A 19,682-nucleotide genomic window follows, 5' to 3' on the forward strand; every position below is an offset into this window, starting at 1 on the left:
AAATGATTGAAAAAGCGCCCCTTGAGGGCGCTTTTTTTGTTATATGGTAATCCTTTAATGTGTGAGGATGTTTGGTTGCCTTTTGGTGGTTTTCCTTTGATTTAAGCAATAAATAGTTTGTTGGCAGATTAATGATGTTTATGGTCCTGTCTTTGATTCTTCGAGGCAATCGCAGTAGTAACAGTAAAATAAAAAAGCACCTAATGAAAGGTGCTTTTTTTTAGGATTTCAATTTTATTATTCTGCTTTAACAAGCTTTATGAACGTTACAGCATTTGTGTTTTCGTCTGTATATGAAATTTCCATGGTATCATAAGTTAAAGATACCAGGTTCTGAATTGTTTCCACTTCTGTAGGTACACCGTCAATTTCCTCTTTTGTTGTTAGAATCAATGTTCTTCCTTCTTTTCGGTAATCTCCTTTTGAAACATTGCTTTCGCAAGTGGTTCCATTATATTGGAAATCCGTATTGCTAAAAGTGAAATCTTCATTAAAGACAACATTATCTAAATCGCATTGGGCATCATTTTCATAAGGGAGATAATCCAAGATGTTTTCCTCGTTTAAAGTTCCTTTTTCAACAGGAATCCATTTCCCTGCCAGATAGTTTTGCTGAACGAAGTTTGTATCATCGTCCTCTTCACAGGATACGGTTAATATCAGAAGAGTCAATACAAGGGGAATTTTGAATATATTTTTCATGTTGCTTAGTTGTTAAAACCGAATACTTTTAGATTATCAACCTGAAAAGCGCCATCCAAAGTGTTGTCAGTTCCCGATCCTTTGAATTTGAATGCCACATAGATGTTGCCACTGTAAGATGATAAATCAATGGTAGAGGTAAGGAATTCATAATCTGGCGTATCTTTTACAGGAGCATTGTAAGGTATCGCTGTCCAGGTAGCCGCCTGTACATTAGTTCCGTCAAAATCCGTTGATATCAATACTTCTAAACTGTTGTTTGGAGAGTCAACATCAAGATGGTGTTGACAGGCATCGAACTTAAGGATATGTGTGTTAAAAGTATTTAGATTGATAGCCGGAGTTACTAACCATGCTACATTCTGTGCGTCTCCAGAACCAAAAGCACTTAATTCGGCATAGCCATTAGATAAATAGATTTTTTCTTTCCATAAATCATTTCCTAATTGTGCATAGTTGGTCCATCCCGGAATGTTAAGGTTTGTATTATTGGCAGCCGACTGAAAATCCTCTGTATAGAATGGGTTGATTAAGCCAAAACGCGGGTTATTTAGCATGATATCTCTCTCATAACGGACCATAAATTGGTAAGTATCTCCATAACGAGTTAGTACACCTCTTATTTTTCCGCTGCCAATTGCGGCCAGTTTATGAGCAAATTGTGCATACTTACTTGTTCTGAAAACCATTTGAGTTCCCGTTTTATCGGTAATATAATGGTTTGTACCTCCGCCTATTTCGTTGTTTTTTTCATAATAGTGTTTGCCAATAGCAGCATCAGTTAGCTGAACGTTTTCTACTTCGATAAGTTTGTTCAGGTAGCTGTCGGTATTAGTTGATAATTGAGCAAGGGTTACATGTTGTACCAATTGCTCTTCACTTACCGTGGTACATGAACCTTTTAATGCGTTTTTTGTTTGCGACATGGAAAGACGACCCACCTGAGCCACTCCGTTATCAAGATAAATTCCTCCGATTACCATTCCTCCGTCTTTGATATTCGTATAAAGGCCTTTCAGTTTGATCAACACTTTTTTACCCGGCTGATAGTCGATGAATGAAGAAGTGTATTCGGTTGGAACACTGAATGCTTTTGAACCATCCAAGGTTTGGAATGAAATCGATTTGAAGAAATTTCCTGCCTGATCACTTGAAGTTGCATAAGCTTCAATGACATCGTCTTCTGTATATTGTGCTACCATACCGCTCACTGGAATTTCAGAAACCTCTTTTGTTTTTGCCAAAGTAGTTTCGATACATTGTAAGTCAGGAGTGTTATAATCGTCACCATTTACACATCCGGTTAAAGCCGTTCCCAAGAACGCAAATAAAAGAGCTGATTTTATAATTCTCGTTTTCATTTTTTTAAGATTAGAAGTTAATGTAAAGGTTAACGAAGTACGTTCTTGCGTAACCGTAGAAATATTTAGGCGCGAATGCTGGCGTGCCACTTGAAACATCCTGATTTAATTCTCTGTAGGATGCATTTCTTGCCTGTTCGTAGCCACCTGTTTTATATTTGATGTCGAACACGTTGTTTAATGAGGCGAAGAAACCGATCATTTGTTTTCCTATTTTCCATGACTTACCACCGCTTAGGTTGACCAGTGTTAAATCGTCGAATTTCTCTTGTTTTAGCAATTGACGCGCTCTTTCCTCTGTAGCTTCAGGGAATGAATTTCCGCTGATGCTTTCCGGGTTTTTGAAAAAGTTATCGGTTCTTAAAATTGGGGCAATATCCAGGTAGCGGTCTGCTAGGTAATTCACATTGGCACCAATCCACCAGAAATGAGGATCGCGGTATTCCAATCCAAAGGAAGCGGCTTTTTGCGGCATACCTGCCTGGTAATAATCTTTAAGTTTTGCCTCTCCGTAGTTGGTAACCGGCGCCAGGTTTGAGTTTGATGCTAAAGCGTCTACAGATAAGGCTACATTTGGATTGTTGTCGTAAGTGTATTCTCCGTAAGAAGCGGTTGCCGTTGCTTTGATCGTTGAAGTGACCTGGTATTCGATTCCGAATTCGGCACCAATATTTTTCTTGTCAATTCCTGTTACGGTTTCGGCTACAAAGTTACTGCTCTCATCAGCCGTGTCAGGGTTGCCATCTTCTATCGAAACTCCGTCAGCAAAGAAGAAAGAGGTTTCTGTAGCGTTTTCTATTTTCGAATAGAAAGCTGTAATACGTGCTTTAACTTTCGGAGTTCTTAAAATGTAACTTGCATCGGCACTTGAAACGGTTTCATTGCGTAATCCCGGAACGATATTGTTGTTTACACGCGCATTAGGAAAAGTGTTTCTTAAAGTCGGTGCTTTAGTCATTCTTACACCGTTAAAGGTGAACAAATGATTACCGGAAAGTTTATAGGTCAAACCTCCTTTAAAACCAAAGTTGTCAAAAGCAATTTTTTTACTGTCTCCAAAAGAATTCATTGGATAGTATCCGTTTCTGTATAAACCTTCTCTTTGGTATTCGTTTCTGGCGTAAGATTGCGACAGGTAGAAGTCAAATTTTCGATAGGTGAATTTAAATTGCGTGAAAGCATCAATGGCAGTAGCATACATGTTGTAGTTGTAGCCGTATGAATCGCCTTCTCCAACCGTTCTTCCCGGATTATTCAAATCGGATTCTATCTGATTTTCATTATTTCCAAAAGTATTGATGTCGTTGTAGTATTGTCCTCCCAACAGATCCAATAAATATTTGTGGTTGTGGGATTTTAAATGTCTGAAAGTCCCTCCTGCATTTAAAGTAATGTTATCCGCTATCTGTGAGTTTAAAATGGTATTTGCCGTCCATTGCGTATCGTCTGTACGGTCTTCGTATAAAACATAAACGCTGTTTCCTGCATCGGTTTTTGAATTGGCATTATACATTCCGTCCCAATTAACCTGTCTTTTGTTCGGATCCAGAAAAGTGGCTACATTCGGATCAGATGCACTTACTAAATCTGGTGTATGGATACCTCCTAAACCGCCGGGTGCATACGCAGAAGGATCATTTGCCAATACATAAGCGGGATCATTGTTGTATAAGGAAAGATAGTAACTTGGCAGATTTCTGTAATAAGTAGGATCCGGGTTGTTAACGCCCTGGAAATCGATTCTGCTGTTGCCAACGGTCCCTGTCTGATAAGCAACGTTGGTGTTTAAACTTGTTTTTTCGTTCATTCTCCAATAATGACTTAACATCATGATGGGCTCCTGTACGTCTTTATCTCTGGAATTTCTTTTTTTACCGTCTTGCCAGCCCCAGTAGGAATTGTATTTTATTCCTGCCATATCGGTTACTTCGTCCGTGTTCGGAGAATTTTTCCCTCTGCTGTTCTGCGCATAAATGGATGTGAAGTTTAAGCTGTGGCTGTCGTTAAATCTTTTTTCAACGCTGGCAAAAAGTGAAACTGCTCCATAATCGGATCCTTCAAAGAAACCTTCTTCGGCCCATCTTCTTGAACCCGATACCACAAAGGCCCATCCTTTGCTGTTCATCCCTGAAGCATAAGTTCCCATACTTCTCCAGCTATAGTTTGTATTTGTACTTGAGAACGAAACTCGTGCTCCGGGTCTGTAATAAGAAGCTCTCGTGCTGATTTGCTGCGAACCTAATATGCCTCCGAAAGTATAATCGGAAGGAGCAGAACCCATGGTGAATTCCTGATTTCGCATCGCATCATTTAAACCACCCCAGTTGCTCCATTGTGGGCGACCATCATACAGTTTGTTCATGACAACTCCATTGATCATGGTGTTTCCGTACTGGTTATCTAAACCACGAATTTGGAAACGGGCCTGACCCCAGTTGAATGCTGCCGCCTGTTGGTATGCATCACGGGAAGCCTGTAAAAGTCCCGAAGTGCTTTCAGAACCGCTATTGTCATCCCCCAAATCATTGTCGGTAATTACAACCAAGGCTAAACGTTGCTCTGTAGTAACGTCTTCTTCCAAAACTATTACGCCCAAGTCGAGGGATTGCCCTTTTTTGATTTCGATAGGAAACGATTGAGGTAAATAACCGGTGCTGCGAATCAGCAAGATCTGATTTCCCTCTGCCGCAATTGGGAAGATGAATTCTCCTTGGGCATTGGTAACTGTCGACTGGTTCGTGCTTTGAATAGTCGCCAAAACATTTTGTTGTGCTTTCTGTGTTTTTGAGTCGATAACCTTACCTTTTACGGCAGGGGTTTGTTGCGCCCAGGCAAAAACGACTTGCATCACAAGTAAAGTAAAGAGTACAAGTTTTTTCATAAATAAGATTAGAGTTAATTCCTTGTGTTTTAGTTAAAAAACAAACAAAGGGGCGCAAATTTACATGTTTTATAACAACTTGCAATGTGGATGTTATAAATTTTCCAAAAACTTAATCTTAACTTAATCATAAAATATATTTAAAAAATTTTAAATAATAATTGATTGAATTATAATTATTTGCCAATCAGATAATTGTGAATAGATTGCCTCTATTTTGGTTATTGTGTTTTTATATAAATCTATTAATGTTATAAAAACATGCATTTTAATAATATTGTGTTACATTTGTCGCCCAATAATGAAAATTGAAATGAGATCTGCTTCTTTTTGCCTGGCATTTGTACTGCAATCAGATAATTTTCCGTCGATTTGAAAAGTGTTTTAGTAAAGGATAATCAGCTATGAGATGTATGAAAAATAGAGTTGTTTTTTTGTTTCTTTTGTTTATTTCGATTCAGTCCGCTATGGCGCAGCAGAAGAAATATAATGTTCAGACAGTGGCATTTTACAATTTTGAAAACTTGTTTGATACCATAAACGGACCAAATATTGACGAAGAGTGGCTGCCAAACGGGGTGCAGAACTGGACTGGGGAAAAGTATAAAAAGAAGCTGGAAAACTTAAGCCGGGTATTGTCTGAATTGGGTACAGGCGAATCTCAAACAGAATCTCCGGTTTTAATCGGGGGCAGTGAGATTGAAAACCGTGGCGTTTTGGAGGATTTGGTAAAACAACCCAAATTGATCGACAAAGATTATGGTATTGTGCATTTTGATTCTCCCGACAAACGAGGAATCGACGTGGCTTTGCTTTATAAGAAAAAAGATTTCCAACCGCTTAGTTATAAAAACATCCCGTTGATGATTTATGAAAATAACGGTGATAAGAAGAATAAAAAAGATGCAGAAGAAAAAACTGATGATAATTCACAGGTAGATGCCAAATCAAAAAGAATCTACACCCGTGACCAGCTGCTGGTTACCGGTTTATTGGACGGAGAAGAGATCAATGTGATCGTGTGCCACTGGCCATCGCGTTCGGGAGGAGAAAAGAAAAGTGCTCCTTACCGTGAAGCCGCAGCAGCATTGACCAAAAAAATCACCGATTCACTCCAACGAATCAAACCAGAAGCCAAAGTGATCATCCTTGGGGATTTGAACGACGGCAGTTTCAACAAGAGCGTTAAAGAAGTGATTGGTGCCAAAGGAAAGAAGACCGATGTGAAATCTTTAGGTGTTTACAATCCTTTTGAAAGCATGGCCAACCAAGGGATGGGAACTATTGGTTACCGTGATGCCTGGGATATTTTCGATATCATCATGATAACCGAGCCGCTGATTAAAAATGATTACAGTTCTTGGAGATATTGGAAGGCTGGTATTTACAATAAACCGTTCCTGATTACAACTTCTGGTCAGTACAAAGGATATCCGCTGCGACATACGTTAACCGAAGTAGGTTTCAGTGACCACTTCCCAGTTTACATTTATTTGATACGCGAAGGGAAATAAAATAATGAGGCCGGCTGAAGTCGGCCTTTTTTATTTTGTAAATTAGCAAGGCTAAAAACTGAAATTATGGCGATTTTAAAACCATTCAATCTTAATCAGTGGATTGAAGACAACCGACATTTGCTAAAACCACCGGTGGGCAATAAAAATGTTTATGTGGATTCCGAAGATTATATCGTGATGATTGTTGCAGGTCCCAATGCCCGAAAAGATTATCATTATAACGAAACCGAAGAATTATTTTATCAGCTCGAAGGCAACATAAAAGTGATAATTCAGGAAGATGGTCAGCGCAAGGAAATGGAACTGAAAGCGGGAGACATGTACCTTCATCCTGCGCGTGTACCACATTCGCCGGTGCGCAGCGAGGGTTCCATCGGATTGGTAATTGAAAGAAAACGTGCCGGGAAAGGATTCACAGACGGATTACTGTGGCATTGCGATAACTGCAATCACAAGCTGTACGAAGTTTTTTTCGAATTAAAAGATATCGAAAAAGATTTTCTGCCTCATTTTCAGCATTTTTATAATTCGGAATTACTGCGAACCTGTTCCGAGTGCGGCACCGTAATGGAAGCAGATCCGCGATTTGTGGCAAAATAGATCATTTTAAACCTTTGATTTCCTTTGGGTTAGTTTTAACGCTAGCAATATTATTTATTTAACAAAAAAACGTAACTTTGCAAAAAATATAAAAAAACACTATTAATCAACAATAATGATAACAACAGCAGTAGACCAATTTGGTATTCAGGAAGCCTTGGATCAATTAGGCTTAAAAGAGATAAATGAAGGAGCTTCAACCGGTTCCAACTGGTTTTCTAACGGGAAAATCATCGAATCGTATTCTCCGGCAACCGGCGAATTGATCGGAAAAGTAAAATCTGCTACAAAAGAAGATTATGAAACCGCTATGAAAGCTGCTGAAGAAGCGTTCAAAACATGGCGTTTAGTTCCGGCTCCGAAGCGTGGTGAAATCGTTCGCCAAATGGGAGAGGAGCTTAGAAAAAATAAAGAAGCGCTGGGTAAACTGGTTTCTTACGAAATGGGGAAATCCTACCAGGAAGGTTTAGGGGAAGTTCAGGAAATGATCGATATCTGTGATTTTGCAGTTGGTCTTTCCCGTCAGTTACACGGTTTGACTATGCACTCTGAGCGTCCGATGCACAGAATGTACGAGCAATGGCATCCGTTTGGAATCGTGGGAATCATTTCTGCGTTCAACTTCCCGGTAGCCGTATGGTCATGGAACTCAATGATTGCCTGGATTTGCGGTGACGTTTGTATCTGGAAACCAAGCTCTAAAACACCTTTGTGCGCCGTAGCTTGTCAGAACATCATCCAAACCGTATTAAAAAGAAACAACTTGCCGGAAGGATTAAGCTGCCTGGTAGTAGGTAACGAATCCGGAGACTTGATAAACAACGATAAACGTATTCCATTGGTGTCCTTTACAGGTTCTACAAGAATCGGTCGTCACGTATCGCAAGTGGTGGCTTCCCGTTTCGGAAACACAATTTTGGAATTAGGAGGAAACAACGCAATTATCGTTTCGGAAAATGCCGATTTATCAATGGTATTGGTAGGAGCGGTGTTCGGAGCGGTGGGAACTGCAGGACAGCGTTGTACATCAACCCGTCGTTTAATCGTTCACGATAGTGTCTATGACAAAACATTAGACGTATTGAAAAACGCTTATGGTCAGCTGAAAATCGGAAATCCTTTGGACGAAACAAACCACGTTGGACCGCTAATCGATAAAGGTGCAGTTCAGGATTACCTGAGCGCTATCGAAAAAGCGAAAGCGGAAGGCGGAAGAGTTATCGTTGAAGGCGGCGTTTTAGAAGGAGAAGGATACGAAAGCGGATGCTACGTAAAACCGTGCATCATCGAAGCGAAAAACGAATTCGAAATCGTACAGCACGAAACTTTTGCACCGGTATTGTATGTGATGAAATACAGCACGATTGAAGAAGCAATTGCGATTCAAAACGGCGTTCCTCAAGGGTTATCATCGTCTATCTTCACCAACAACATGAGAGAAATGGAATTATTCCTTTCTGCAGCCGGATCGGATTGCGGTATTGCGAATGTAAACATCGGAACTTCCGGAGCGGAAATCGGTGGGGCTTTCGGTGGAGAGAAAGAAACAGGTGGTGGCCGTGAGTCAGGATCAGATGCTTGGAAAGCTTACATGAGAAGACAAACCAATACGATTAACTACGGAACAGCGCTTCCGTTGGCACAGGGAATCAAATTTGATTTTTAATCGATTGCTTTAAATAAACAGGAAACCGACTTTTATAAGTCGGTTTTTTTATGCAATTTTATGTGGTAATTTAATCAGTATGCGATGAAAAAACTACTTCTTCTCCTGTGTTTGATGCCATTGCTGATGGCTAATCAGTGCAATGACGACGATGATAACCAGATTAATTGCACTCAGGAAGCCCGAGCCGGACTCAATGTAACGGTTCAGGACGCCGTCACCAATGCGGTTTTGACCGAGGACGTTGCGATATTTGTCACGGATGGGCCCTATTACGAAACACTGAAACTCTTCCCGGGTTCGGATGTTTTTACCGGAGCCTGGGAAAGGAAAGGCAATTATCTGCTGACTGTGATGAAATCGGGTTATCATACATATACCTCTGAAACCATTACGGTTAGTGCCGATGTTTGCCATGTAATACCGCAAATTATTACGGTGCAGTTAATTCCGGAATAAATGATAGGATTTGGTTTTTGTAAGATTATGCGTAATATTGTAATCCGGCTCAAATGGGTCGGATTTTTATTTTTAAAGGATACATGATGTTAAAAAAGATTACAAATTTCCGTCACAACTGGATACCCGTTTTGGCGATTGGTTTATTTGCTGTATTTAGTCTGATGGTTTTGTTTTTGGATGTTAATCTGCCGGCTAGTAGAGTCAATGAGTTGGACGGAATGCCAATACTTCTTTTAATGGTTTATGGTTCTTTTGTCGCCCCCGTTTTGGAAGAATTATCTTTTAGAGGTTTTTTTTCGAGCAGTAACAAACTGAGAGTAATCGCTTTAATTGGATTTTTATCCTATACTAGTTTGGCGTTTTATTCGAAGTACTCAACTGCATTTGTGGTGCTTAACGTGATTGTTTTTTTTGTGCTGATAACGCTTTATAATAAGTTTAAAAATAATTTGATTTTTGCTCTTTTTATTGTCAGTAATGCGGTTGTTTTCGGTTTGATTCATTACAGTGCTGAAGATTTTACCAATCAATGGAACCCGTTTGTATTGTCACAAATTGCGCTAGGACTGTTTTTTACTTGGATAACAATAAATGCCAGGCTAGTAGTAGCGATGCTGTTCCATGGTGCCTGGAATTTGATAGTGTTAACTAGTACACTATTAAGTCTTCAATTTGTTTCTGAAGAGATTCTGGTTATTGAAAAAGATAATGTAAAAATTACCTATCAGCAGGTGCCGGTTTTAGATTTCAATACTACAACCATCACGGATGAAAGCAATAAAGTCATCGGGAAGAACATCACTATTAACAGACTTTTGGATTTGGGTTTGTTAGATTCTAATTTGAAAGGTAAGTACTCGTCAGTCGTTCCTATGGCTCGTTATGATTTTACAATCGAATTCAAAGATGGTAAACGAAATTTCAAACCGGTTTTTGAATTACTTTCTAAGGAAGAAATGATTATCAGAAATTAAAAAACAAGAAACCCGATTCAGTTGAGTCGGGTTTCTTGTTTTTTATAGTTTCGGAACTACTTTGTCTTCTTTACATACTGCGAAAGGATAACTATATATTGTTCTTCCACAGGGCCTTCAATCTGTCTTTCCTTCGTAAGGAAATAAATTGCAAAGTTTTAAGTGGTTTTCAATACGATTATTTTTTAAAAAATAACAAAAACACACACAATTGTTTTAAAATCTTTTATTTAGATTTGCTCGAAATTTTAAGAAAGGCCTTACTTGAATTTTGTAAGTGGAAGGAAAAGATTGGCTTTCTGCTTGTATTTTGATTTTCCAAGCAATTAAAAATCATCAGTATCCTCATATTTTAAAATAAAATTATTCAAAACGTGAAAACGATTAAATTTCTATTATTCATTACACTATTCTCCTTTTTTACCGTTAATGCCCAAATTACCAAAGGCAATTGGATGGTGGGTGGTAATGCCAGTTTTAGTTACTCAAAAACAGAAAGTAAAAACAACAATTCTAACGGAACAGAAATAACCTATAGTGGTATTGGAGGTTATACAATTTTATTAGAACCTAATGTTGCTTATTTCATAAAAAATAAATTAGCAGTTGGCTCGAGTATTAACTATGTAAATAGTTTTATCGAAGAGAACAAATTGAGATTTGATGGTATGAATTTAGGAATCAGCCCTTTTGTCAGGTATTATTTTTTGGATTATGACAAGAATTATAATGTTTTTTTAGAACCTTCTTATAACCATTTTATTAGTGAGAATTTAGGAAATAGTAATGGTTTTGGTTTGAAAACGGGTTTGGCTTTTTTCTTAAATAGCTCAGTAGCTTTTGAAACTGTTTTAAAATATTCAAAAAACAATAGCGAAAATTATATTAATAATAACATTTATTTAGGCTTCGGCTTACAAGTTCATTTAGAAAAAGAATAAACAGATGAATAAAAAGCAACTTTTACTAGCTATCACTTTAGTGTCATTTTTTATCTCTAATGCCCAAATCACCAAAAGGAATTGGATGGTCGGGGGAAGCGGAATGTTCACTAGTGAGGATTCAGAAATAACATTTGATACTGGTGGGAAAGGTTCATCAAATATCTCATATTTAGAGTTGTTTCCAACTGTTGGTTATTTTGTTGCCGATAAATTTGCTGTAGGTTTAACACCATCTTTTTTGGTTGTAAATCCATATGGAAGGAATAATAGTTCTACTGCTTATGGTATCGGACCGTTTGTGAGGTACTACTTTTTAAAAACCGAAAGTAGAATTAATATCTTTTCGCAAGTCAGTTACAGTTATGAACATTGGATAGGCAAATTTGGTAATTATACTAAAGGAAACAAAACCATTTTTAAAGCAGGTTCAGCTATTTATTTTAACAGCAGTGTGGCTTTAGAACTTTCACTTGCTTATGGTCTAGAAAAAACCGCTTATTCTTCTCATACTGAAAGCTCAACAAAAATTTTTAACGCGGGTATTGGATTTCAAATCCATCTGGAAAAATAACTTCTAATTACATGCATAAAAAAAACCCGATTCAGACGAATCGGGTTTTTGTTTTATAGCTTGAAATTACTTCGTCTTCTTAACATACTGCGTAAGGATAACGATATGCTGTCCTTCGACTCTTCCTTCAATCTGTTCGGCGTTGTCCCAAACCAGTTTGATGTTGTGAACGGCTGCCCCGCGTTTTGCCGTGAAATTAGCGCCTTTCACGTCCAAATCTTTAATCAGTACTACAGAATCCCCGTCGAACAAAATATTGCCGTTAGAATCCTTGTGGACGATTTTACCTTCGTCGTCGTCGCCTTCCCCGGTAGCTTTTGCCCATTCCAAAGCTTCTTCGTCCAGATACATCATCTCTAACAGGTCGTTCTTTTTCAAACGGGTAAGCATTCTCCAGGAAACGATCTGTACCGGCAGATGCTCGCTCCACATGCTGTCCGAAAGGCAATGCCAGTGGTTGGCATCAGTGGTTTCCGGGTTTTCGATCTGTCCCACGCAGGTTTTGCAAGCCAAAATGCTGGTTTCTAAACTTTCTTTGTTCTCAGGAGGAAGGTTATATACCTGCAAATCATGTGGATTGCCGCACAATTCACATTTCGAATCACTGCGGTCTTTTAGTTTTTTTTCAATTACACTCATTGTTGTCGTTTTAAGAGTTTGTCATGGCTTAAATGAGGTGCAAATATACAAATTTAGTTCCTTCCTTTTTCGTCGGGATACAGTTCCGGTAAAGGTCTACTTTGCCAGAATTCTTTGGTGTCCACATCCATGATGGTCAGTCTTCCTTTGAAAGCCGCACCAGTATCCACGTTCCAGACATTGGCACGGTTCACCGGAACCGAATACCCAATTCGCGTTACGGGCGTGTGACCGATAAATATCTCTTCGTACAAAGCCAAACGTTGCGGGTAAAATAAATCTTTTCTTCCCAAGGTGGCATCCATGGATAGGGCGGCTTCCCACAAGGTACGGTCCCAACAGAACATCCCTTTGAAATACTCGTATTCCACACCTTTCTGATTGGTAAACCCGGCGTGCACAAACAGTCGGTTTTGATCGTCCAGATGATAGTCGTTCAGTTTAATTAGGAAGTTGATGTGCGCCGAAACCCTGTCAGCATCAATTTTTCCGTAAACATCCACGGTGGATTGTCCACCGTGCAGACGCCATTCTTCGTTGTCATGACCTTCGGAGAGCCAGCGCAGGAGCATTTCTTCGTGGTTTCCCTGAATGAAAACGCAATTGTGGGTTTTGTCCAGGTCAATCAGGAAATCAATTACAAAAGGCGTATCGTTCCAGCCGTCCACAAAATCCCCCAGGAAGATAAGTTTGTCGTTGGTGGTCACGTGGGCCCGTTCCAAAACCTGTTCTAGGGCTTTGAGTCCGCCATGTATGTCGCCGATTACCAGAGTTCTGCTCATTGCTTGTCTGAATTTTATTCAAATGTCCTAAAAACAATCGGGATAATCAAACACTAAAGAAAAAAGCTACAAAATTAACATTTTTTGACGGAAAGCCGCAATAGGGCCGTATGGTGTGAAGATAGTTTTGCGGCTATCAAACAAACAACTTTAAAACCTTAAAAAATGAAAAGAGTAGCACTTGTATTCGCCGTTTTTATCGCTTTACTTTTATTGCAATCCTGTTCCTTGGAAGAAATGGAAGCACAACCTAACCCCTTACCAACAGCTTTTGATTATGCGGATGCGATGATGCAGCGGGATTCGATTTCAAGGGAAGGAAATGAGATTGATCCGCCTGTTAGACCAAAGCCTAGTCTTTTTGAAAATTGATAAATAGTATTTTTAAAATATTATATTTGGGAAAAATTATTTTGAGAAAATCACTACGCTTGTGTTTCATTTTAACTCTTTTTATATCGTGTAAAAAAGATAGTGATAATTTTTTTACTGAAAAAAATACTAGTAAAATGGATTCCTTATTCCTTATTGCAGAGAACAAGGGGTTAAGGAAAGGTCAAAGAATTGCTTCCTCAAATATTATTTATGATTATATTCTTAGACAACCAAATACTTTTCTCAATGTTAAAGATCATCTTCGTTTAGCAAACATTTATTATTATTTGGAAGATTATGACAAGTACGTTACGATTAATAATAAACTGCTTAAGTTTTCTGTTGAAACAAAAAATGATTATGCAGGTGTAAAAGCAAATTATGGGCTTGGAGTTTATAATTTAATTAATTTTTCGAATGATAGCGCCTTTTTTCATTTTTCTAAGGCTGAAAAGATTTCTAAAAGAAGTAAAGAAAAGTTCTATTATGAGGAAATATCCGAAAATAAAGCAAATTTATTGTTTATAAACAAAGACTATTCTGGTTCAGAAATAGCAGCTGTAAATGCATTAAGGTTTGCTTTAAAAAACTCAAATCATAGAATTATTTACGACAGTTACATCACCATTGGAAATTCACTTGGTGGAATAAATGATTTAGAAAAAGCAGTAGAATATTATAAAAAAGCTATAGCCAAAACAGAAGATCTAAAAAAAGATCCACAATATTTCAGTTTAAAGGCACAGCCGTACAATTATATCGGAAAAATTTCTCAGAAGAATGGAAACTATAAAGATGCCTTAAAGTATGCCGATTCAGCGCTGAGTTTTGAAAATTATAGAAAGATTGAACCGGTAATTTTTTGTTATCTTACGAACAATAAGGCCTATTCCAAATTCAAATTAGGAGATAACCATTGCCTGGATTTATTTAATGAAACCCTAAAAATTGGCGACAGCCTTCAGAATATTCCAGTGCAGCTTACTTCCAAACTGTATCTTTCCGAATATTTTTTATCAAAAAAGGATTCCATAGCAGCCAAACGCCATGCGGATGAGGTACGGATTTTGGCTCATAGCAACAAAGTTTTTGAAGACGAACTTAAGGCTTTGGAACTTCTCTCTAAAATTGACCCTCGAAATAATTCTGCCTACAACAAAAGGTACATCACTCTCAACGACAGTCTTCAAAACGTGGAACGTGCCACCCGCAATAAATTCGCTCGGATCGAGTTTGAAACTGATGAAATTACGAACGAGAAAAATACCGCTGAAGCCGAAAAAGAAAAAATTTCTACACAGCGCTGGATGATACTCGGGTCCAGTTTATTTTTCATTGTGATAATCATTTTGTTTTATGTTTCCCGTTTGCAGCGTGCCAAAAACAGGGAATTGCGCTACCTTCAGCAACAGCAGTTGGCCAACGCCGAAATCTATCAACTGATGCTCGAGCAACAACAAAAAATCGAAGAAGGGAAACAAATAGAACAAAGAAGAATTTCAAAAGAGTTACACGACGGTATTATGGGGAAATTAACTGCCATCCGCTTGAACCTTTTTGTGCTGGGTAAAAATACCGATCCGGAAACCATTGCCCGCTGCCTGGAACACATCGATGAAATTCAGAATGTTGAGAAGGAAGTCCGCAAAATCTCCCATGATTTGAGTCAGAATCTTTTTGCCGATGTTTCCGATTTTACATTGATGGTTACCAATCTGATGGAAGCTGCCAAAGGACATTCCCAGTTGCAGTTCAAACTGGTTGCAGATGAGAAAATTGACTGGAATAATGTACACAGTGTCGTGAAAATGCAGGTATATCGCATTTTACAGGAAGCGTTGCATAATATTCAGAAATATGCCGAAGCCAAGAGCGTCTGCATCCGAATTACACGGGAAGAAGGACTTCTGCAGATCTCCATTGCTGATGATGGTGTCGGATTTGACTCCAAAACAATTAAACCTGGAATCGGGCATAAGAATATGCGGGAACGAGCTGTGGAGATCAACGGCGAACTCGCTATTTGGTCCGAACTCGGAAAAGGAACTCAGATTAATTTGAAAATTATAACATAGTTTTATATTTTTGTGCGAAATATAACACAAAATGACTGTCAAAATATTGTTTGTAGACGATCATCCTCTGCAGATTCTGGGTTACAAAACAATTCTGGACTACAACAATCGCGGCTATTGCATCGAAGCGACTGAATGCTATAATTTCAAAGACGCCTTTTCGATAGTGACTAATAAGATTAATTATCATGATTTTGATATGGTTTTTCTAGACAGGAGTATGCCCGCTTATGAAGAGCAAGGGATTTATTCCGGAGAAGATTTGGCTGAATTGGTAAAAAAGAATCTTCCTGAAACCAAAATTGTTATTCTCACTTCACATGCCGAGTCCTTCATTATTTATGATATAGTCAAAAAAGTTGGTCCGGCCGGACTGCTTATTAAATCTGATTTCAGCGGAGAGGAATTGTTGTTAGCTTTCGATGCAATCGTAAATGGTGAAACTTATCACAGTGAGACGGTTCGAAAAGCCATTAAAGAGCTCCTTTCAAGGGAGGAGTATTTGGACAGTATCAACCGACAGATCATCATGCTGATCTCCCAAGGCTTCAAAACTAAAACCATAGCCGGCGAAATTAACCTTACGGAAAGCGCCGTAGAAAAACGCAAAGCTAAAATAAAAGACTATTTCTGTATCGGTAAAGGCAATGACGAAGACATTATCCGGGAAGCCAAAAAGCTGGGTTTTATCTGATTTTAACATTAATTGCGGAAAAACCACAATACTCACTTTTTTCTCGATACTACTTTTACCACATCAAATTGCTGCAGAAAAATTTGAAGTAAAAAAAGTAAAAATTAGTTAATCTTTAAAAATTAAGAAAATTAAAAAATCATGAAAAAATTAGTATTTGGGTTTGTTGTTACAGTAATGTTTGCTTTGTCAGGAAATGCTCAAACCAATGCGGTGGGAGAAATTCTTACCTATTCTAAGGTAAATCCGAAGATTGTGATTTCAGGAAAATTACATAAACAAAATCCAAGAAAGGATGGAACTGATTGTTCGTGTATTGCCTGTTTTGGATTATGCGACTTGAACATTGTCGTTACAGTTGAAAGACAATCAAATTTAACCGTAGGAAGTCATGATTTAGTATTTCATGTGGTTGAAGATATTAAGCACGCTGAAGATATTATGTATATCGATGAAGATCTAACAAGAAGTTATAATAATCAGAAGATCGTTATAAAGAAAGGTGAGTATAAATACGTTAAAGAACGTAAAGAGATTGATGTTAACGGAAAAAAAATGACATCTTATGGCTATTCAATATTGAAAATTGAGGTGATATAATTATAATAGATGAGACTGCCAGATAAGTCGATCATAGTCTGATAAATTGAAAATATGATTAATGTTATAGAGTCAGTTTAGAATTATAGATTTATTTACTTTTCCGGCAGCCTCTTTGTTTTAGTCATGAAAAAATTAATGCTATTTATTTTAATTGCAGTATCATGCAATAGCTGCAATCTGGCAAAAAGGTCAATACTTGGAATTGATACATCACCGGAATGGTTAATGGGTGAAGAACTTGTAAAAGAATTTGATAAGAAAAAAATACCAATTGAGAATCGTTTTGTTTTGGATACTGTTTCTTATCGAAAATCATTGATTAAATACTATTCGCAAGAATTAAAAACAATGGATTTATCTGATGCAAATGATTCTGTATATAAGTCGAAACTAAAAAAAATAGTAAAAGACGATTCCCAACCGGTCCAGGTTAGGTATTTCGATTCCAATTACAATCAGATATTCAAAGTGGTAAATTGTTACGTTGATGATCCCATAACAATGAATTGGAATGTTAATAATTGCTTTGATGCTTTTCCTCCCAAAATTAATATTGAAGATTTAAACAATGATCATAAAAAGTTGGATTTCTTTTTAGATCATATCTATACCATAGATGGAAAGAAAAGTACTTTGGAAACATTACCTAAAGCCGATTATTATGTCATTGTTTTTTGGAATTCATTTTTTAAAAGACCATCAAGAAAGCTTATTAAAACTTTAAAAGAATATGAAAATAAGCATAAAGGCAAAAGTACTTATGTTATGTATGTAAACAATCAGAATGAACAAATTTGGTCAAAAATCGATTCGACTCAAAAAAGAGAAATTTTAAGTCAATATTAGTTTAATATCCTTTTTAGATAAATTTATAATTATATACAGGTTTTTCTGAGGTGAAAAGGAGTTAATCTTAACTGTAATTAACCAAAAAACGGCAATATGAACAACAGAGACAAAATAATGGCTACACTGTAGTAACGTTAAAAATGTTCTTATGAAAAAAACACTAACTTTTTGTCTATTATTTGTATCCGTGCTGTCCTTTGCCACAGAGCGGATTGTAACCGGTGTGATAAAAGACGCCACGACATTGTTACCAATCGAGAGCGTATCTGTGAGTGTTGAAAATTCCAATCTGGGAACCATTTCCAATTCAGAGGGAAAATTCAGGCTGGTATCTTCGGGTGATTTTAATACTATAAAATTCAGTCATCTCAATTATCAGATCTATACTCATGTATTGAAATCCGGCGAAATCGAATTTGAGGTCTTTTTGGAGCCAAGAACCTTTCAGCTTTCCGAAATTGTAGTCCGTTCCAAACCGGTGAAAGAACTGTTGTCAGATGCTGTTAAAAGTTCGAAAGAAAAATTGGAAAAATCAATTGTGCTCAATGCTTATTACAGGGAATTTGTGAAAGTCAATGAGGAGTATACCAGTTTTTCTGACGGATTGCTGGATTACAACATAAAAAGAAAAAGCGGCGCATCTGACTTATATGTGAATCAGTGTCGGGCCGTAAAACTGACGGATGCACCTACGGACGAAAAGGAAAAGAAACGTGAGTCATTCTATCTTTACGATGTTAGGGATGCGGTTGCAGAAGCCTATAATTTTAAGAATATAAACCGTATTTTAAAAAGCAAAAGTTATGACTTTGAGATTGAAACCAAAGCAGATGATAAAGGCAATTCGATTGAAATAGTAACCATCCTTCCCAAAGAAGATGTGGAAATACATTTGTATACAGGAACGGTGGTGTTCGATACTAAGACCAAGCTGATTTTGGAAATGGATATCAGAAAATCACCCAAACATAAGATTTATGCCCTAGATGTCGATATTGTTTTTCTTCGTTTTAAAATATATGAAGAGGATAGAAAGGCCAGTTACAGAATTGATGGTGATAAGTATTTACTTGTTTATAATCAGAATAAGTTAAATGCATACATCAATTTTAAAGGGGATTTCGATGACACTTTCGAGTTTATGAGCGACATGGTGGTTTCGGATTACAAGGAAGGTGAATTCGACTTTGACCGAAGCAAAAGACATAAGGAGAGAAGTCTGTTCAGTGCCGGAAATCATTTTACTGAGGAATTCTGGAAAACCAAAAACAGTATACTGCTAAATGAAGAAGAAGAAAAGATTCTAAGTAAACTCAACTGATCTTCTTGTTTTTTTAATGTTTGATGCGATAGTACTATCGAAAAGTTTAGATAAATGAAAAATGCCCTAAGTGCGACTGTCTTTTTACTGTCACTCGTCAGTTGTAAAACTGTTTTGTTAACAATAAAAGGGGTGAAAGGCCCAAAACTGGAAACCTATACTACCACTAAAAGATATTTGATAAAAAACAATATCGATACATCAAGGGTGGTTTACTATAAAAATTTAAATTCTTATGTATATGCAGCAAAGAAGAGGTATTTAAGTATTCCAAATGCTATGTTCTTTGATAAAGATGGGAATTTTGTTGACTATCGAAAAAATCCGTCAGATTGTAACGCAAAAGTAGAAGGATTCATAGAGGAACTAAGTGCCTTTAAGGAAGCCAAAAAAGATTCGACCAAAACCCTTTTTGAGTTAAAGAAGCTTTTGGCTAGCTCCAATAATAAAGCGCTAAATGAAGAACCAGCAGATGTAACTGTTTTTATCACATGGGCACGATATGTAGGTACTTTAAACAAAGAAAAAGCATTTGACTGGGTAAAGCTTTTGGAGGAAGCCAAACAAAAAGGTGTCAGCGTGAATTATTATCTTTTAAATTCTGATTTTCAGGAAAACTGGAATATGACCAAAGAACAAAAAGAGGATTTAGGCCTTAATTAACAA

The 19,682-nt window shown here is 37.5% G+C and carries 19 protein-coding genes; 14 read left to right on the forward strand and 5 right to left on the reverse strand.

Annotated features, from left to right (window positions below):
• Positions 1 to 237: 237 nt before the first annotated feature.
• From FEDK69T_RS04825 to FEDK69T_RS04835, 3 genes are read right to left on the reverse strand one after another with little or no spacing between them, the layout of a single operon-like run.
• A complete protein-coding gene (locus FEDK69T_RS04825) occupies positions 238 to 702 on the reverse strand; it encodes a hypothetical protein (RefSeq protein WP_023573031.1) in 465 nt (154 codons plus the stop codon).
• A gap of 5 nt (positions 703 to 707) precedes the next feature.
• A complete protein-coding gene (locus FEDK69T_RS04830) occupies positions 708 to 2,063 on the reverse strand; it encodes a DUF5689 domain-containing protein (protein WP_023573032.1) in 1,356 nt (451 codons plus the stop codon).
• A gap of 10 nt (positions 2,064 to 2,073) precedes the next feature.
• Entirely contained in the window at positions 2,074 to 4,944 is a 2,871-nt protein-coding gene (locus FEDK69T_RS04835) for a TonB-dependent receptor (RefSeq protein WP_035630326.1), read from the reverse strand.
• A gap of 413 nt (positions 4,945 to 5,357) precedes the next feature.
• Between FEDK69T_RS04835 and FEDK69T_RS04840 the strand changes: the two genes are divergently transcribed.
• The 7 genes from FEDK69T_RS04840 (at position 5,358) to FEDK69T_RS15385 (ending at position 11,678) form a co-directional block, all read left to right on the forward strand.
• On the forward strand, positions 5,358 to 6,458 hold the full coding sequence (locus FEDK69T_RS04840) for an endonuclease/exonuclease/phosphatase family protein (RefSeq protein WP_023573034.1): 1,101 nt from the start codon (positions 5,358 to 5,360) through the stop codon (positions 6,456 to 6,458).
• Positions 6,459 to 6,524: 66 nt separating this feature from the next.
• Positions 6,525 to 7,061, forward strand: coding sequence for a 3-hydroxyanthranilate 3,4-dioxygenase (locus tag FEDK69T_RS04845; RefSeq protein ID WP_023573035.1), 537 nt, complete (start codon positions 6,525 to 6,527; stop codon positions 7,059 to 7,061).
• Positions 7,062 to 7,179: 118 nt separating this feature from the next.
• Positions 7,180 to 8,727 (forward strand): L-piperidine-6-carboxylate dehydrogenase, encoded by a 1,548-nt coding sequence (gene amaB, locus FEDK69T_RS04850; RefSeq protein WP_035630372.1) that lies wholly within the window; start codon positions 7,180 to 7,182, stop codon positions 8,725 to 8,727.
• Positions 8,728 to 8,811: 84 nt separating this feature from the next.
• Entirely contained in the window at positions 8,812 to 9,186 is a 375-nt protein-coding gene (locus FEDK69T_RS04855) for a hypothetical protein (RefSeq protein WP_035630325.1), read from the forward strand.
• Between the two features lie 86 nt (positions 9,187 to 9,272).
• Positions 9,273 to 10,163, forward strand: a complete 891-nt coding sequence (locus FEDK69T_RS04860) for a CPBP family intramembrane glutamic endopeptidase (RefSeq protein ID WP_023573038.1) — start codon at positions 9,273 to 9,275, stop codon at positions 10,161 to 10,163.
• 374 nt (positions 10,164 to 10,537) lie between these two features.
• Positions 10,538 to 11,104 (forward strand): hypothetical protein, encoded by a 567-nt coding sequence (locus tag FEDK69T_RS04865; RefSeq protein ID WP_023573039.1) that lies wholly within the window; start codon positions 10,538 to 10,540, stop codon positions 11,102 to 11,104.
• Positions 11,105 to 11,108: 4 nt separating this feature from the next.
• Positions 11,109 to 11,678, forward strand: a complete 570-nt coding sequence (locus FEDK69T_RS15385) for a hypothetical protein (protein WP_023573040.1) — start codon at positions 11,109 to 11,111, stop codon at positions 11,676 to 11,678.
• A gap of 66 nt (positions 11,679 to 11,744) precedes the next feature.
• On the opposite strand, the gene FEDK69T_RS04875 is transcribed toward FEDK69T_RS15385, so the two are convergent.
• Both FEDK69T_RS04875 and FEDK69T_RS04880 read right to left on the reverse strand, forming a co-directional pair.
• Positions 11,745 to 12,317, reverse strand: coding sequence for a PhnA domain-containing protein (locus FEDK69T_RS04875; RefSeq protein ID WP_023573041.1), 573 nt, complete (start codon positions 12,315 to 12,317; stop codon positions 11,745 to 11,747).
• A 53-nt stretch (positions 12,318 to 12,370) separates the two neighbouring features.
• Positions 12,371 to 13,099, reverse strand: a complete 729-nt coding sequence (locus FEDK69T_RS04880; RefSeq protein ID WP_023573042.1) for a metallophosphoesterase — start codon at positions 13,097 to 13,099, stop codon at positions 12,371 to 12,373.
• A 165-nt stretch (positions 13,100 to 13,264) separates the two neighbouring features.
• On the opposite strand from FEDK69T_RS04880, the gene FEDK69T_RS04885 reads away from it, so the two are divergent.
• The 7 genes from FEDK69T_RS04885 to FEDK69T_RS04915 all read left to right on the forward strand — a co-directional run bounded on the left by FEDK69T_RS04885 (position 13,265) and on the right by FEDK69T_RS04915 (position 19,679).
• Positions 13,265 to 13,471 carry a hypothetical protein gene (locus tag FEDK69T_RS04885; RefSeq protein WP_023573043.1) on the forward strand — a complete coding sequence of 69 codons (207 nt, stop codon included), beginning with the start codon at positions 13,265 to 13,267 and terminating at the stop codon, positions 13,469 to 13,471.
• Between the two features lie 137 nt (positions 13,472 to 13,608).
• Complete coding sequence (locus tag FEDK69T_RS04890) at positions 13,609 to 15,549, forward strand: tetratricopeptide repeat-containing sensor histidine kinase (RefSeq protein WP_023573044.1); 1,941 nt, start codon at positions 13,609 to 13,611, stop codon at positions 15,547 to 15,549.
• 31 nt (positions 15,550 to 15,580) lie between these two features.
• A complete protein-coding gene (locus FEDK69T_RS04895) occupies positions 15,581 to 16,243 on the forward strand; it encodes a response regulator (RefSeq protein ID WP_023573045.1) in 663 nt (220 codons plus the stop codon).
• A gap of 141 nt (positions 16,244 to 16,384) precedes the next feature.
• Entirely contained in the window at positions 16,385 to 16,843 is a 459-nt protein-coding gene (locus FEDK69T_RS04900) for a hypothetical protein (protein ID WP_023573046.1), read from the forward strand.
• 126 nt (positions 16,844 to 16,969) lie between these two features.
• The gene (locus FEDK69T_RS04905) at positions 16,970 to 17,692 is read left to right on the forward strand and encodes a hypothetical protein (protein WP_035630322.1); all 723 of its coding nucleotides are present in this window, start codon (positions 16,970 to 16,972) and stop codon (positions 17,690 to 17,692) included.
• Between the two features lie 151 nt (positions 17,693 to 17,843).
• Positions 17,844 to 19,016: a carboxypeptidase-like regulatory domain-containing protein gene (locus FEDK69T_RS04910; protein WP_023573048.1), complete on the forward strand. Its 1,173-nt coding sequence runs from the start codon at positions 17,844 to 17,846 to the stop codon at positions 19,014 to 19,016.
• A gap of 54 nt (positions 19,017 to 19,070) precedes the next feature.
• Positions 19,071 to 19,679 carry a hypothetical protein gene (locus tag FEDK69T_RS04915; protein WP_023573049.1) on the forward strand — a complete coding sequence of 203 codons (609 nt, stop codon included), beginning with the start codon at positions 19,071 to 19,073 and terminating at the stop codon, positions 19,677 to 19,679.
• The last annotated feature ends 3 nt before the right edge of the window (positions 19,680 to 19,682 follow it).

It is taken from the genome of Flavobacterium enshiense DK69 (assembly GCF_000498495.1).
GTDB lineage: Bacteria > Bacteroidota > Bacteroidia > Flavobacteriales > Flavobacteriaceae > Flavobacterium > Flavobacterium enshiense.